The 14,090-nt window shown below is 41.7% G+C and carries 14 protein-coding genes and 2 pseudogenes; 10 read left to right on the top strand and 6 right to left on the bottom strand.

Going from position 1 to position 14,090, the window contains the following annotated elements:
- A pseudogene (locus tag WA1_RS60750) lies at positions 1-674 on the bottom strand (ATP-dependent DNA helicase); the annotation flags it as partial.
- Positions 675-825: 151 nt separating this feature from the next.
- Here WA1_RS60750 and WA1_RS39095 point away from each other — a divergent pair.
- Positions 826-1,802 (top strand): annotated as a pseudogene (locus WA1_RS39095) (M48 family metallopeptidase).
- A gap of 160 nt (positions 1,803-1,962) precedes the next feature.
- On the opposite strand, the gene WA1_RS39090 reads toward WA1_RS39095, so the two are convergent.
- Complete coding sequence (locus tag WA1_RS39090) at positions 1,963-2,202, bottom strand: DUF2283 domain-containing protein (protein WP_017746046.1); 240 nt, start codon at positions 2,200-2,202, stop codon at positions 1,963-1,965.
- Between the two features lie 10 nt (positions 2,203-2,212).
- On the opposite strand from WA1_RS39090, the gene WA1_RS39085 reads away from it, so the two are divergent.
- The 6 genes from WA1_RS39085 (at position 2,213) to WA1_RS39065 (ending at position 6,519) form a co-directional block, all read left to right on the top strand.
- Positions 2,213-2,452 carry a hypothetical protein gene (locus WA1_RS39085; RefSeq protein ID WP_017746045.1) on the top strand — a complete coding sequence of 80 codons (240 nt, stop codon included), beginning with the start codon at positions 2,213-2,215 and terminating at the stop codon, positions 2,450-2,452.
- Positions 2,453-2,610: 158 nt separating this feature from the next.
- Positions 2,611-4,134, top strand: coding sequence for a lysine--tRNA ligase (gene lysS, locus WA1_RS39080; RefSeq protein WP_017746044.1), 1,524 nt, complete (start codon positions 2,611-2,613; stop codon positions 4,132-4,134).
- A gap of 266 nt (positions 4,135-4,400) precedes the next feature.
- Positions 4,401-4,589, top strand: coding sequence for a hypothetical protein (locus tag WA1_RS39075; protein ID WP_017746043.1), 189 nt, complete (start codon positions 4,401-4,403; stop codon positions 4,587-4,589).
- Positions 4,590-4,619: 30 nt separating this feature from the next.
- A complete protein-coding gene (locus WA1_RS60745) occupies positions 4,620-4,763 on the top strand; it encodes a hypothetical protein (protein WP_158516754.1) in 144 nt (47 codons plus the stop codon).
- 493 nt (positions 4,764-5,256) lie between these two features.
- Entirely contained in the window at positions 5,257-5,952 is a 696-nt protein-coding gene (locus WA1_RS39070) for a hypothetical protein (RefSeq protein ID WP_017746041.1), read from the top strand.
- 63 nt (positions 5,953-6,015) lie between these two features.
- A complete protein-coding gene (locus tag WA1_RS39065) occupies positions 6,016-6,519 on the top strand; it encodes a hypothetical protein (protein ID WP_017746040.1) in 504 nt (167 codons plus the stop codon).
- A gap of 134 nt (positions 6,520-6,653) precedes the next feature.
- On the opposite strand, the gene WA1_RS39060 is transcribed toward WA1_RS39065, so the two are convergent.
- The gene (locus WA1_RS39060) at positions 6,654-7,250 is read right to left on the bottom strand and encodes a hypothetical protein (protein ID WP_026134955.1); all 597 of its coding nucleotides are present in this window, start codon (positions 7,248-7,250) and stop codon (positions 6,654-6,656) included.
- Positions 7,251-7,449: 199 nt separating this feature from the next.
- Between WA1_RS39060 and WA1_RS39055 the strand changes: the two genes are divergently transcribed.
- Both WA1_RS39055 and WA1_RS39050 read left to right on the top strand, forming a co-directional pair.
- The gene (locus WA1_RS39055; protein ID WP_017746038.1) at positions 7,450-8,091 is read left to right on the top strand and encodes a hypothetical protein; all 642 of its coding nucleotides are present in this window, start codon (positions 7,450-7,452) and stop codon (positions 8,089-8,091) included.
- Positions 8,092-8,179: 88 nt separating this feature from the next.
- Positions 8,180-9,214, top strand: a complete 1,035-nt coding sequence (locus tag WA1_RS39050; RefSeq protein WP_017746037.1) for a tetratricopeptide repeat protein — start codon at positions 8,180-8,182, stop codon at positions 9,212-9,214.
- A 113-nt stretch (positions 9,215-9,327) separates the two neighbouring features.
- On the opposite strand, the gene WA1_RS39045 is transcribed toward WA1_RS39050, so the two are convergent.
- The 3 genes from WA1_RS39045 to WA1_RS39035 all read right to left on the bottom strand — a co-directional run bounded on the left by WA1_RS39045 (position 9,328) and on the right by WA1_RS39035 (position 13,238).
- Entirely contained in the window at positions 9,328-10,053 is a 726-nt protein-coding gene (locus WA1_RS39045; RefSeq protein ID WP_017746036.1) for a hypothetical protein, read from the bottom strand.
- 486 nt (positions 10,054-10,539) lie between these two features.
- The gene (locus WA1_RS61445; protein ID WP_201789230.1) at positions 10,540-11,055 is read right to left on the bottom strand and encodes a DUF2267 domain-containing protein; all 516 of its coding nucleotides are present in this window, start codon (positions 11,053-11,055) and stop codon (positions 10,540-10,542) included.
- 695 nt (positions 11,056-11,750) lie between these two features.
- Positions 11,751-13,238: a sensor histidine kinase gene (locus WA1_RS39035; RefSeq protein WP_017746034.1), complete on the bottom strand. Its 1,488-nt coding sequence runs from the start codon at positions 13,236-13,238 to the stop codon at positions 11,751-11,753.
- On the opposite strand from WA1_RS39035, the gene WA1_RS57625 reads away from it, so the two are divergent.
- The gene (locus WA1_RS57625) at positions 13,230-13,370 is read left to right on the top strand and encodes a hypothetical protein (RefSeq protein WP_158516753.1); all 141 of its coding nucleotides are present in this window, start codon (positions 13,230-13,232) and stop codon (positions 13,368-13,370) included. The genes WA1_RS39035 and WA1_RS57625 overlap by 9 nt on opposite strands.
- The last annotated feature ends 720 nt before the right edge of the window (positions 13,371-14,090 follow it).

Here is a 14,090-nt window from a genome sequence, read left to right as displayed (position 1 = left end):
GGGAGGGTTGCTATATCCAATGCTCCATACAAACGGCTCAAAATTTCTTCTTCAGCTAAGGTCAGGAGATAACACTCGTAAGGGTTAGCTGGATGCTGAAACAGTTCGTGGGTAAGTTGTATCCGAGAAGCACGAATTGTTTCTGCTTGGCTTGGGTAAGCAAGCATGAGTTCATCCCAGTCATGTGCTTCCAAACTGACTGCCATCTGTTGGCATGCCCAATCTTCTAAATCGTCTACCCCATCAATAATTGTGGGAATACCAGGTGGAAAATTCTTATCTGAGATTAGTTGCCCTTTTAACCAAGCCTCAGGCGAAATTAGGAGTAGCCCTTGGAAGTCGTAGTCCGGCCAAGTGTCCCCTGTTCTGATTGGTTTATTGACTTGCAACCACTGCTGCAAGCGGGGTATTTCCACCCGCAACAAACGTTGCTGTACAGATTGGGTGGCAACAATAATCACCGAACCGGGCCACATCAAAGCCGAGGCAACAAAACTCGTGCGATATCGCCCTTGATAGCCACTCATTGCCCCCACTTGAATGAGAGCACTCCGACCGAGACGCAACGCGCGTGCCACCAACCGTGCCATCGTCAAATGATGAGGCCACGAAGGGAACCCCGCCTGCGATCGCAGGAAGTTATGTAGTGATAAATGAACTTCTGCCTCAATCACTCGCTTTCAATCCCCTACAAATTCATTTTTTACTTGCAATAGCCCCATAAAAATCCATTATGTTGTTAATTGCTAATAGTTAGTGGTTAGTGGTTAGTCGTTAGTAGCTTGCTATATTAACAACTAACAACTAACAACTAACCCTTAAGTTATGCCAACTTATACAGGAATTTCTAGTGAAGCTTTTAAACACCCCCTAGACCGCCAAGCCGAGGAAGCCCTACGTAGTTTACCGGGGTTTGATTTTATCGCCCGGAAATTTGTGGAATTTTTTGTTGAGCGCCCTCAGTTAGTTTATCCAATGGGTAACACCATCCAAGTTGGGCCTCGTCAATACTCCACTATTTACCATATGTTTCACCGAATGCGTGCGGGATTTAGATATTTATCCAGAACCAACACTGTTTGCCCTTACAAAATCCCCAAGCGAATAGCTACGCGCTGGGGCAAGAGCATCCTTATATAGTCATAAATACAGGGATTTTAGACTTGCTAAGCGAAGCCGAAATCAGGGCGGTGTTAGCCCATGAACTGGGGCATATCAAATGTGGTCATACTATTTTAATTCAAATGGCGATATGGGCGATGAGTGCTGCATCTGTCATTGGAGAATTAACCTTATGCATAGGTAACGTGTTGAGTCAAGGGTTGATTTACGCTTTTTATGAATGGCGGCGTAAAGCCGAGTTATCCGCAGACCGGGCGGCTTTGTTGGTAATGGATGACTTGAACCCAGTGATGACTTCGATGATGAAAGTTTCTGGGGGCAGTCTTAAATATGCTAACGAATGCAGCCTACAAGAGTTTATCCGTCAGTCAGAGGATTATCAAGCACTTGACGCGGATGGATTAAATCAAATTTACAAATTTTTGCTTTACAATGGAGGTCGAGGTTTATTTTTGACCCATCCTTTTGCAGTCGAACGCGTGCATTATTTGCGACAGTGGTCAGAATCAGAGGAATATCGGCAGATTAAGAGGGGGAATTATCAACGTTCTGCTGCATATGGTGCAGTCAACGTAGAAGCACAAACCGCTCAACAAGGAGAGGTAGAAACTTTGCGTCGGCAAATTGAAGAATTACAAAGAGAAATTGACAGAATGAGAAGATCTGATTCTGGTAATTAGGTGAGGTTTAGTTTTTGTCGTGGATTTCAGGGCGAGTTTTTGTTATGAATATCAGGGCGGGGGGGGGGCCCACCCCACGAGAATATAAATTTGTAGGATGGGCGTCTCGCCCGTCCGTTTACCTAAGCGCTTGTTTCTCGGCTTACCCTAACTCCATAGATTATGCAGTTGCAGAAAAGTGAAAATCTGCTATCAGTGGCAGCTCGACAAGAGGATGTTGCGATAATCTTTTAGAGAAAAACAGAATTTCTAAATTCTCAATCTCACCAGTCGTAGGATTAAGACGAGCAAGGACACCATAGTCGATTTCAGCTGGTTCCTGTTCTGGGTAAGGAGGGCGCTTGTTAATGTACAAGATGTCGTCAGAACTATCGTATTCAAACCGTAACTTCCCTTGCATAGAGTGTCTCTTGGTTAATTTTTTAGGTGAAGACAGCGATCGCGAAGCGCAAGCCGCACAAGCGTGCTTATCGCAAGCAACAAGAGTGTTTTTGTTTCCCGTAGTGGTGAGTCGCGCAACTGTCTACTCTCACTTAATAAACAGTAAACCCTTACATTCCATGAGCGCAGTTAGTCAACAACTGTTTTTTGCTCACTACTTCATGATTTTTAGTCCAACACGGTCACAATTCTTCTTACAGCGAACATAATTAAGTAGGTAAGTGGAGATAAAAGAATTTATCTGAAAAAATGTAAAAATAGCTGAAACCCTTACACTTGAACAATGATAAATGACGATCTTAACAAGCTAGCTTTATTTGTGACGACCTACTTATAATTAAATCTTGCCCTAATTAGTTCGTTAATTATGTTCGAAGAAGATATTCGTGCCACGCGACTAGAGAAAGTAGAACAACTGAGACAGCTAGGCATGAATCCCTATGCCTATCATGGGGAATTAACTCATCATGCTGCTGAACTACAGGAAAAATTTGCTGATTTGCCTAACGGGGAAGAAGTTGATGTTGAAGTTGCTGTAGCTGGACGCATTATGGCGCGTCGTGTTTTTGGCAAACTAGCTTTCTTCACTTTGCAAGATGAAACAGGTACAATTCAGCTTTACTTGGAAAAAAAGCGCATTGAAGAAGGTATGGCAGATTTTGCCGATGCTTTCGATAATTTGAAGCAACTCACAGATGTCGGTGATATTTTGGGAGCGAAAGGAACAATCAAGCGGACTGAAAAGGGCGAGTTATCTGTATACGTAAAAAAATATACTATTCTTACTAAATCCCTTCTGCCCTTACCTGATAAATGGCATGGGTTGACGGATGTTGCTAAACGATACCGCCAGCGTTATATTGATTTAATTGTTAACCCTGAAGTTCGGCAAACATTCCGCCGTCGCGCTCTCATTACTGCGGGTATTCGGCGCTACTTGGAACAGCGTGATTTTATTGAAATTGAAACTCCGGTTTTGCAATCGGAAGCAGGGGGTGCAGATGCGCGTCCGTTCATTACTTACCACAACACTTTAGAGATAGAGTTGTACCTGCGAATTGCCACAGAACTCCATCTTAAGCGTTTGATTGTAGGTGGTTTTGAAAAAGTGTTTGAACTGGGGCGGATTTTCCGCAACGAAGGAATTTCTACCCGCCACAATCCTGAATTTACCTCAATTGAAATTTACCAAGCTTATGTCGATTACAACGACATGATGGCACTAACGGAAGATATTATTACCACCGTTGCCAAAGAAGTTCTCGGCACGCTCGAAATTAGCTACCAAGGTACACCAGTGGATTTGACTCCACCCTGGCGACGTGCGACTATGCACGAGTTGGTAAAGGAATATACGGGATTGGATTTCAACTCGTTCCAAACTTTGGCAGAGGCAAAAGAAGCAAGTAAAAATGCTGGTATTGAAGGTATAGAAGATTGCTCTTCAATTGGCAAAATTCTGAATGAAGCCTTCGAGCAAAAGGTAGAAGAAAACTTAATCCAGCCGACTTTTGTTACCGATTATCCTGTGGAAATTTCGCCACTGGCAAAACCCCATCGTTCCAAACCCAGTCTTGTGGAACGTTTTGAGTTATTCATCGTTGGGCGGGAAACTGCCAACAGTTTTTCCGAGTTGACTGACCCCATCGACCAAAGACAGCGTTTGGAAGCCCAAGCTGAACGCAAAGCTGCTGGTGACTTGGAAGCACAAGGAGTAGATGAAGATTTCTTAACGGCACTGGAATATGGTATGCCCCCTACTGGTGGATTGGGAATAGGGATTGACCGCTTGGTGATGTTGCTGACAGACTGCGCCAGTATTCGGGATGCGATCGCATTTCCATTACTAAAACCGGAGAAATCTCAGGAATCTGAGGAACCCAATACTTAAGAATAAGGTGCGTTACAGCTATGTTGTAGCGGAGTGTTACAGTAGTTTTCAAGTCAATAAACCACAGCATTTTCTCGTGGTACGGGCGTTCCCGCCCGTACTGGATGAGAGGACAGGCGAGGACGCCCACCCCACTCCATGTGGTCTATTAATCTAAAAACGGCTGTAAATTTAGGGTTTGTAATAAGCTGTCAATCTAAAATCTAAAATTTTAAATTTTACACTTCACTTTATTTTTAGAGTAAGATTCCTGAAAAAATTGAATCATGAGTCATGAAAAATTAACTGACCATCAGCAGAGATTAGAAAAAATTCTGCAAGCTGTAGAAACAGCGCAAAAATTACAGGATGATATTCTGAAGTACGGACTTGATGCTGCGTCCTTATATGTTGAGGATGTAGATGGAGGTTGGTGGGAAACATGGGGAGAAGGACAAAGAACCTGCACGAACTAGACTGCGGGAATTGCAGCCGAGAGAAACACTATGAGCAAGTATAATTTTCAAGCTTGGTTGCAGCAAAAGATAAGCGACGAGCCAGAAGTGGTTCTAGCAGGAAAACTAGAATACTTACGCCTCTACCTGACGTACCAGTGTCAACTGCACAAAAAGCTGAAGATGAGGGAATGAGCGTGCGTCAATATGTCCATGCAGCTATTGAGAACTACTCACCAAAAAGTAATGGTGTGAGAGAAGCGCCATAAAGTGGAATAAATCAAAATGGCAAAATAAGGGCTGACTCAGGTAAGTTAAAAATCTTTTAATTTGTACACCTAAGTTAAATAAAAATCTTGTGGGTTGGGCGTCTCGCCCGACTTCTCTAGCATGAACGGGCGGGGACGCCCGTTCCACAAGAAACTGCTGTGTTTCATTTCCACAAGAAACTGCTGTGTTTCATTTCCACAAGAAACTGCTGTGTTTCATTTCACAAGAAACTGCTGTGTTTCATTTCTACAAGAAAATTCTGTGTTTCATTGACTGAAAAATTGCTGTAACCAAAAGAAAATGTAAAAGGGTGCGTTACATTTGACAAATGGCACCCAACAAACCTGTATATTTTATATTTAAGTACGATTCACATTACGGGATATAGAATATTACATGGTTTGAGGTAGAACATCTGTTGCAAGCAAAAGAGATAAAAGATAGACTAAAAGCACTCCTCAAAGAAGCATCTTCCATCGATTCTAACTTAGCGAAAAGATTAGATGAGGTAAATCGCTGGGTTAAAGATGTAAAGCTGGGGTCGCTGACATCTAAGAAATTTGTCATGTTTTTTCTTCAACAAATCATACGGGATGCTCAAATTTGGTTAGACATCAAATCGCAAACCTCAGAAGAAGAACGACAATTGTATTATCAGCAAATGACTGCAACTGAGAGATATTGGTATAGTTATTTATTTCCCAAATGGCTGGAGCAAAGTGATTCAAAGTTCTTAATCTGGAAACAAAAACTGATGGCTGGCGAGTTTAGTCAAGCAGATACCACGCTTTTGCAATCTATAGCTACTGAAGTCGTCCGGCGTGAAGGAACTTTTTGGCAGTGCTATATTGTAGATTTGTCAATGGCAACTGATATAATTGTGAGTAACAAGCAGCAAAAGCCACTTTGCAGCCAAATTACCAGTCTTTCTAATGAATTCTCTCAAGAAAAGTACGATGATTGGAAAAATACTCTACAACACTGGGGTATAGATAGAGGGCTTTTCTTAAGTTACAATCCCAATACAATTGATGGTATAAATCAGATAGTTAACGTAGTGCTATATAACAGCGATCATCTTAAAATCAGCGTTTATTTAAAATTAAATTTATAGTCGAAAATCTGTTACATTTACTCTTTTTTAGAAAAAAGCATTATTAACTAAAGTTTAGTCATTATGGTGAAAGAAACATCTTCTGAAGGTCAAGTGAGATTCACAACATTCCTGCAACATTTAGAGGAAGCCAGACAATTACAGCTTGATTGGATGACTTATGGTATTGACTGCGTAGACTTGTATGTTGAGGATGTGGATGGAGATTGGTTGGAAAAGTGGGGAGAAGAAGGTGAAGACGAAGAGGTCCAGCGCCAGAAAATTGTGGCGGCGATCGCTGGATTTCTGGAAAGCAATGATTGGGTAGCTGTTAGGATACGCAAGCAATTCAACGATGAATCCAAGTCTCTAGCAGAAGTTGCGATTGAGTTAGAGAAATGTTTAAGTATTCTTGAACCTCATGAAAGACTTTTTGCTGTCAAGAAAGTCTTAGCTGACGGAATCAAAACTACTGATAATGATTTGTATGCTGGTCTTGAGTATAACGACTTCGAGTTACTGGATTTAGCAGAGGAATTGCTGGAAAAATTTGCAGAAAATTTCAGGTGGGTGTATGGATCGAATTAAGGTTGGTTGTTAGTTGTTGGTTGTTCTGCTAGCTACTAATCACTGTACGGGCGCAATGCCTTGCGCCCCTACTCTCTAACGACTGTACGGGCGCAATGCCTTGCGCCCCTACTAACCTCTAACCACTAACCAAATCAATTTGCCACTTCAGCCATCTCGATAATGCGCCCTTCGTAATCCTTAACTAAAAAGTTGAGAGGTTTTTGATTGCGGATTTTAAATTTCAAACCACGGGTTTCGACTCGCATTAAAATCATTTCCAGGCAGTCTCGATCGAAGCAAACGTGGCGCTGCTGATTTTTAGTGCCTACACTCGCTCCAGTGATGACGTGCAATTGAGTATTTTTCTTGATCTGATACCATAGCCCATCACTGGCATTTGTCATTCTACTACCAGCTAAGGATGGGCTGCTAGATAGATACAACGGATCGACTCCTGTTGCACCAATGGTTTGCTCGTAGTTGTAGTAGTAGTGCAAAGGAACTTCTGCTGCTGGTAAATCGAGCAGCCCTTCGTACAACTGTCTTGCAATTTCTAAATCGGACACCATCACAGTATGCACTTTTGGGGCGCTGGTGAGAAACATCCACATGGCACCAGCATATGCAGCTAGTAGCATCACCATTATGCCCTGGGTGGAAAATAAGGTGTCTAAGGGTAGTCCGGGCAGAAACGAGCCGATGGTGTGAGGAATAAGCAGGGACTGTAACACGTTGGCTATTATAATCATGAATACGTTTGGGACTGTATAAGGATATCCGCTTTCTAACGTTTGTAGATGTAGGACTTTGGTTAAATTTGTATTTCTAATGTATCAATTACGATACATTCTAACTGTTCAGCTTTAATAGACTGACAGCAGGATATTATTGCCGTTAACAACAAGATTGCCACTTTTACATTAATTCTAGCAACATACTTTTATCTCAATGGTACAAATACCTTATTTTACTGAAGCCAATCATCCATTGGTCAAATCGCTCTTTCATCAAAGCGACCAGGAACTACTAACTCAGTTTCAACAAAACCCGGATGCGGGGAAATACTTTACAGCAGTTTTTTGTCGGTACACTCCTATAGTTTATACTTTGATTCGGCATTCCGCCCGCTCGCCCGTGCAAGCAGATTATTTGTTTGCTCTCACCTGGCGGCACATCTATCACGAACTTCGGGGCTTGGATTTAAACACCGGGCCCTCTGCTAGGGAGGGTCTGACCTTACAAAACTGGTTGATTAACATGACTGCATTCTGTATTAACGAGATTCAATTACCACCTACCGAAGCAATTCATTATTCTCTTAAAACCACTTCTCCGCCACTTTGGTGTTACGTGGAACAAGCTTTAGATCGGTTACCACCTATGTTGCGATTGATCGTGGTCATGGCTCAAACGTTTCACTGGAGCGAAACAAGAATTGCTGCTTACCTACAAGCGGAAGGGGAGGCGATCGCTCCCATTGAGGTAGCAAATTTTCTCCAGGAAGGTTATCGTATGTTAGAGGAAAAATTACCAACAGATATACGCGCTATCTACCTAGGTGAAAATTTTCTTCAGCCTGGAGTAGCGTAAATTTACGTAATAACGTGTTATTAGGTTGGTAAATTTTAAATTTCTTGTTAAACCGTTTACTTAAAACCGTAATAGCACGGAAAAATTTATGAAAAGAGGGTGTTTATTCCCAAGGGCAAACTATATTTTGCTGTTGGTCATCTTGCTGTACCCATTGGCTGCAAGTGCAGGCGACATCACCGAACAACTCCACCGTCCCGTCAATCGTTCGATGGTGCAAGAAGCGACCACTCAAGCAGATGAGTTGCAGCAACAAGGAGAACAAAAGTACCAACAAGGACATTCGGACAAAGCTGTTGAGTCTTGGTTAAAAGCACTAGAGCTTTACCACTCAATCGGTGACCTCAAAGCACAAGGTCTGACTTACGATGCTCTGAGCAGGGGTTACGTGCAATTGGGTCTTTACAAAGAAGCAGAAGATGCGATGCGTCGGCGATTAGCGATCGCTCGCGATATAAAAGACTTCCAAGGTCAGATTTTTGGCTTGAATAACATTGGCAGTTTACTTCTACGAAAAGGAGAAAATAAAGCTGCTTTCCAAACCTTGACAGAAGCCGTAGAAATTGCCACCCAGCTAAAGAATATAGAAGGTCAAGGGCTATCTTTAAATAGTTTGGGTTTGGCAACTGCAAGACTGGGAGAATACAACAAAGCCGTCAAACTTTACGAAAAAGCGTTGAATTACCGCCGTCAACTCAACGATGTCATTGGTCAAGCCAACACCCTAAATAATCTCGGTGATGCTTACTCAGCAGCCAATGATTATCGAGGTACCATTGGCGCTTACGGTGAAGCACTGGGGTTGGCTAGAATAGCAGGCGATCGCGCTAATCAGTTACGGGCGATTGATGGTTTAGTTATTGCCCATGGTAGTGTTGGACGTTACGAACGAGCCTTAGACTTACTAGAAAAGAGATTGACACTAGCCAAAGAATTAAACAGTCGGCGAGAAGAATTAAAGTCATTTGAGGCGTATGCTCAGTTATACGAACAAATGGGCGACCTTCCAACCGCTCGCAATTTTTACGAGAGAGCAGTTATCCTGGCGAGGAATCTTGATGAAAACAAGTTGGAAGTACAACTGCTTGATAAAATGAGACAGCTTCAACGTAAAAAAGAATAGTTAGTGGATAGTGGATAGTGGTTAGTGGTTGGTAGTTGGTGTTTATTTGTCTTTCGATTAACAACTAACAACTAACAACTAACAACTAACAACTAACAACTAACAACTAACCCTTAATTCAAATAAACCTGTCCGCTTTGTTGAATTCTAATGACGCCCTGCTCGTTACTGGGATTTGTCTGCTCATCTAAAGAAAACTCAATCATTCCTGGTTTAGTAGAAACTGGAATCACTTGGACAAAGCCGTTATCTTGTCGAACGGTAGAAATAGTTACGGGTACTGGTAAGTTTTGCAAAACAACTTCTTGTCCTCCACTGAGAACACGCCGTTCTGTGTGTCCAATGACTTCATAATTAATGGCGGCGTTTGTATCGTTCTTGATTCTTACAGAGACTTGTCCGTTTGTAGGTGTGACTGAAGCGATAGGAGATTGTTGCTGATTAGGTAATGGTGGTGCAATCACAGAAACTTGTCCCTGCTGTCTGCCAGAATAATTTTGATTTCCGTCAGATGGTGCTTCACCGCCAACACCCATTCTTATTTGTTCTTCAGTTGGGTCACTTGGGACAACTCCTGTAGGAAGACCGCCTTGAGACGACTGTTGTCGAGTTATTGCGTTTGGTGGACATCCTTGAGGAACCAAAACTCTACTATTGTGAGGTTCTTCGTAGAAAATGCTAGGACAGGGGTTAACATTAGAATTGGGTTTTGGTTGAGGTTGTTGGAGTTGTTGAGCTAGTGCGGTTTGAGGAATAGAGGACAAACCAATGAGTAATCCTCCACAAATAGCACCAAAAAAAGCAGCCGATTTGTTAAGTAATTGATATGACTGATTCACGCTTACCTCCTGGTAAATTTTTGACTCGAATTGTAGGAAAAATTTTCTAAAAATTATCTTATTTGATAAAGATATACGATAAAATACTTGCCTTGGCGATTATAAATCGCGGCTATACAGACGAAACCCACCTACGTGGGTTTTAGGAACCTCTTACATAAAGTGTTTGTTAATTTAATACAAAGATAACAATTTCTAATGATTTAGAACTCTTACTATAGATATGAAAAGAACTATAAGCTTAAACTAATCTTTCTATCGTAAGTCAGAATATCTTAAATAATCTACCCCCCTTATAAAGCTACGGTCTACACCGTAGCCTTATAAAGGTTTTGTCAAGTCGGCTGACAATCTCAGCGTTCACAGTGCATTGTAGACAAGGGTTTCAAGATTGTAAAGAAAGATGTGACCAATGTATAGCCTTTCCAAGGTCTGGGTTAGGGTGGGGTAAAACTGCTCAAACCTTGGTCTATTAGCCATTAGCAATTAAGCCTTTTCCCAAAGCTGACGAACATAGTCAGGTAACCAAGTGGCAATTTCCTGAATTCTTTCTTGTGATAATTCGTCTTTGGTAGCAGAAAATACGGCTTTGACAACCAGTTCGCGGTCTACATTAGCTTGCAATCCACCTTCATTTGCAACTCTGAATAAAAAGCGGTCAGAGTCAATTTTGAAAATACCAGGACCTTGCCAAGGTGGACGAACACGGCTGAGGAAGCCTACAATAGGATTGGTATCTTTCCACAGTTCTGCAATTTCCATTTGCAGAGATTTATCGTCAGTCATTTCAGCAGGTTTGTGTAGTTCTTCTGCAACTCGGTCAGCCGCTTCTGTTGTCATCAAGTCACGCATCACTCGATAAACAACTTCTGTTACATCTCTAGCATCAAAGATGTCTTCAAGGTTACCCTTCAGCATGACCTTTTCCAAAAAAGGTAGATCTTTGGTGGCAATCGAAACTGCAGGTCCTTCTTTTAATGCTTTGGGAGGATTTGCCTCCATCTTTTCTAACATTTTCTGACCTTTCTGTGTCAGTTCTGCCTTTTTAAAGGTGATTAAATGAGGTAGAGGACCATCTGCTGCACCAAAAGTATTGGCGATTCTGAAATCAACTTCTTTGGGATTGACTAAATCGGGAACATCTTCCTGATTGCCGTAAGCATTGCCTGTAAATTCAGCATTGATATACTGCATTTGATTTAGGTAATCCAAATGACCTAAAAGATCCGTTGGAGTCATTTGTCTCCCTGCTAAGTCGGTTTCAGTGAATTCCACTTCGTGCATTCCCTGACCGCTTTCTTGTATTTTTTTTAGTACAATATAAGCAACATCTTCTCGAATGGATATTGTCATCTAACCCTCCTTCATGCATTGTCTTTAAGGCATTGAATTTGAAGTCATTTTTGCCAAAAATAAACTAGCAGTTTGCAAAACTACTTGGAAAGTCAACGAGAATCTCAAAGTAGTTGTACAAAACTGCTATATGTTGAATTTATGGCTTACTTCATCAAGCATTGCCATTAAATTAGTAGGTAATGCGATCGCTCTACATCTGTCACAAGAAACACCCCTTTATCTGTCAGGGGTCGCATTTAATCAGTGACCAGTGACCAGTGACCAGTGACCAGTGATCAGTGATCAGTGACCAGTGACCAGTGACCACTAACAACTAACAACTAACAACTAACAACTAACCACTAACTCTCAAGAGTTATAGGTAAAGTTACTATAACGGTAGTGCCTATACCTTGTGTACTCTCCACTTGAATGTGACCTTGATGGTTTTGGACAATTGCTTGAGCAATAGCTAGCCCCAAACCAGAACCCGTTGAATTTTGCGATCGCGTGCTTCCTGTCGTGTGGGTACGCGCCGGATCGACTCGGTAAAATCGATCAAAGAGGCGGGATATTGCTTCTGCAGGAATACCAACCCCGGTATCGCTCACCTTGATTTGTAGATAGGCGTTGCTATGACGTAACCCAGAAACACGATTTGTTGCTTCTATGCGTGTCAGGGCAACCTTTACTTGTCCATTGGGTAAAGTGTACTGCAAGGCGTTGCCAATTAGATTTGTAAATAACCGCACTAATTGATCCCAATTTCCAACCATAGTAAACCAATTATCTAGTAACTCATGGTGAGTTTGTGAAGCAGGTGGGTCAGTTAATTCTAGAGTTAAAGTTATATTTTTTTCTGTAGCTAACAGTTGTTGTTCTTCAACGACCTCTATCAACAAAGCATCAAGAGGACAAGGGGAAAAAATTTCTTTGCTGATACCGCTATCTTGCCTTGCAAGAAATAGCAGATCGTTTACTAATTTACCCAAACGCTGTGTGAGTCGTTCCACAACTTTTAATTGTTGTTTGTACTGAAAGGGAGTTACACCTTCTGTTTCTGCTAATTCCAAATCAGCAAGGGCAACTTGGACGTTAGTTTGAATTAAGGTAATCGGGCTTCTCAGTTCGTGAGAAGCATCAGCCGTAAACTGTTTGAGGCGTTGATAGGACTCGCGCACTGGTTCCATGGCTTTACCTGAAAGAAACCAACCACTGGCTGCAACAGAAATGACCATTAATCCGGTACCCAGTGCTAAGTCAAAAATCAACTGATGACTGGGTTTGGTGACTTCAAACCAGGGATGACTCACACGCAAATATCCCAAGACTTGCCGACCAATTTGCACTCGTTCTGTGACTTGTCGAAGTAGGAGGGGAGGGGGAGAGGGAGAGGGGGGGAGTGTCTGAGTGAGGGAGTGAGGGGGGGAGGGGGAAATTGCTAGCTTGTCCTCTTTTCTTATAACTTTGACAGTCTCACCTGTCATATTGGGGTGTAGTGGAATATTCTTGGGGTGTAGTGGAATATTCAGGGGTTGCGATAAAGTAGACCAAAGGAGTTCACCTGTGGGGCTAAACCACTCTAGGTCAATGCGATCGTCTTCTACTGTGTCAGAGTTGTTGCGAAAACTGGCTTCTATATTAACGCGAAATTGATTTGAGTCTGAGTTGACTGGTTCAATGACTAGCGATCGCTCTACAACTTCCACCACATGATTTAAGGTATCGTCCATCCGTTCAATTAAGGTATTGCGGACGTACAAATACACTCCACTTGCAAACAGCAGCAGAAGTACAGCGGTAATAGCGGTATACCAAAGGGCAAGACGGCGACGAGTGACTTGAAACATAATGTTAGTGGTTATTGGTTAGTAGGGGCGCAAGGCATTGCGCCCGTACAGTGGTTAGCAATGCCTTGCGCCCGTACAGTGTTTAGTGGTAGGAGTATTGGTCTCTGTACTGCCACAACTGTCATTCATTAACAGTTTCAAGTAATTTGCCTTATTGTTAGTAGTTCTGTGGTTGTCAAACTGCTGCTTAGATCGGGGTTTAAGAGCATTCTTAGACTTATGTAAACATCCTAATGTTCCCTAATTTTTATAGTAAAACTTAATTATTCAACACTTAAGTAACATTACGGAATTATTTGGACACTGTACCCTAAAGAATTCCATATTCTTACTGAAGTTGACTTTGAGTTCAAAAGGTTAAAGTCTTCTTGTAAAGCTGCTTGGAAGGTGTTTCAACAATAGCTTACCACTCAATCAATGTTCAATTTTGAATCATGATATGTTCTTGTCACTTTATGGGTAGTCTAAACAATAGAAAACACTAAAGGCACAACATTTCAGATTTGATTTTTGAATTTAGTTTGTAGCAATAAGCAAATTGACTGAACCTACAAATTCATAAATTAGAGAATGATGGTCTAAAAAATGCGTTTTCTGGGTATTCAGTCAAATACTATGGCAAAATTGTCAAAACTTTCAGATCTGGGAAAAGAAATTTCCCAAATCTTATAGCCAAAATACAGTAATGCTTTTAGTGGGCTTCCTAGCATTTTTCAAGACTTATTGAAAAGCCTTCTACATTGTCTCGTTCATTTGAGTCACAACCTACTACATTTTATCGATAAGCAACAACATAGCCCTAGAGAAAAATAGAGTAGACGCTAACCTTAGCAAACTGTTCTTAAATGACAG

Origin of the sequence: Scytonema hofmannii PCC 7110, assembly GCF_000346485.2 — a bacterium.
GTDB classification, from domain to species: domain Bacteria; phylum Cyanobacteriota; class Cyanobacteriia; order Cyanobacteriales; family Nostocaceae; genus Scytonema; species Scytonema hofmannii.
This window is presented reverse-complemented; position numbering and strand designations above follow the sequence as displayed.

Coding starts and splice junctions, on each gene's coding strand:
- WA1_RS39090 (WP_017746046.1), bottom strand. CDS start 2,202: ATGCAAGGGAAGTTACGGTTTGAATACGATAGTTCTGACGACATCTTG.
- lysS (WP_017746044.1), top strand. CDS start 2,611: ATGTTCGAAGAAGATATTCGTGCCACGCGACTAGAGAAAGTAGAACAA.
- WA1_RS39075 (WP_017746043.1), top strand. CDS start 4,401: ATGAGTCATGAAAAATTAACTGACCATCAGCAGAGATTAGAAAAAATT.
- WA1_RS60745 (WP_158516754.1), top strand. CDS start 4,620: ATGAGCAAGTATAATTTTCAAGCTTGGTTGCAGCAAAAGATAAGCGAC.
- WA1_RS39065 (WP_017746040.1), top strand. CDS start 6,016: ATGGTGAAAGAAACATCTTCTGAAGGTCAAGTGAGATTCACAACATTC.
- WA1_RS39060 (WP_026134955.1), bottom strand. CDS start 7,250: ATGATTATAATAGCCAACGTGTTACAGTCCCTGCTTATTCCTCACACC.
- WA1_RS39055 (WP_017746038.1), top strand. CDS start 7,450: ATGGTACAAATACCTTATTTTACTGAAGCCAATCATCCATTGGTCAAA.
- WA1_RS39050 (WP_017746037.1), top strand. CDS start 8,180: ATGAAAAGAGGGTGTTTATTCCCAAGGGCAAACTATATTTTGCTGTTG.
- WA1_RS61445 (WP_201789230.1), bottom strand. CDS start 11,055: ATGGAGGCAAATCCTCCCAAAGCATTAAAAGAAGGACCTGCAGTTTCG.
- WA1_RS39035 (WP_017746034.1), bottom strand. CDS start 13,238: ATGTTTCAAGTCACTCGTCGCCGTCTTGCCCTTTGGTATACCGCTATT.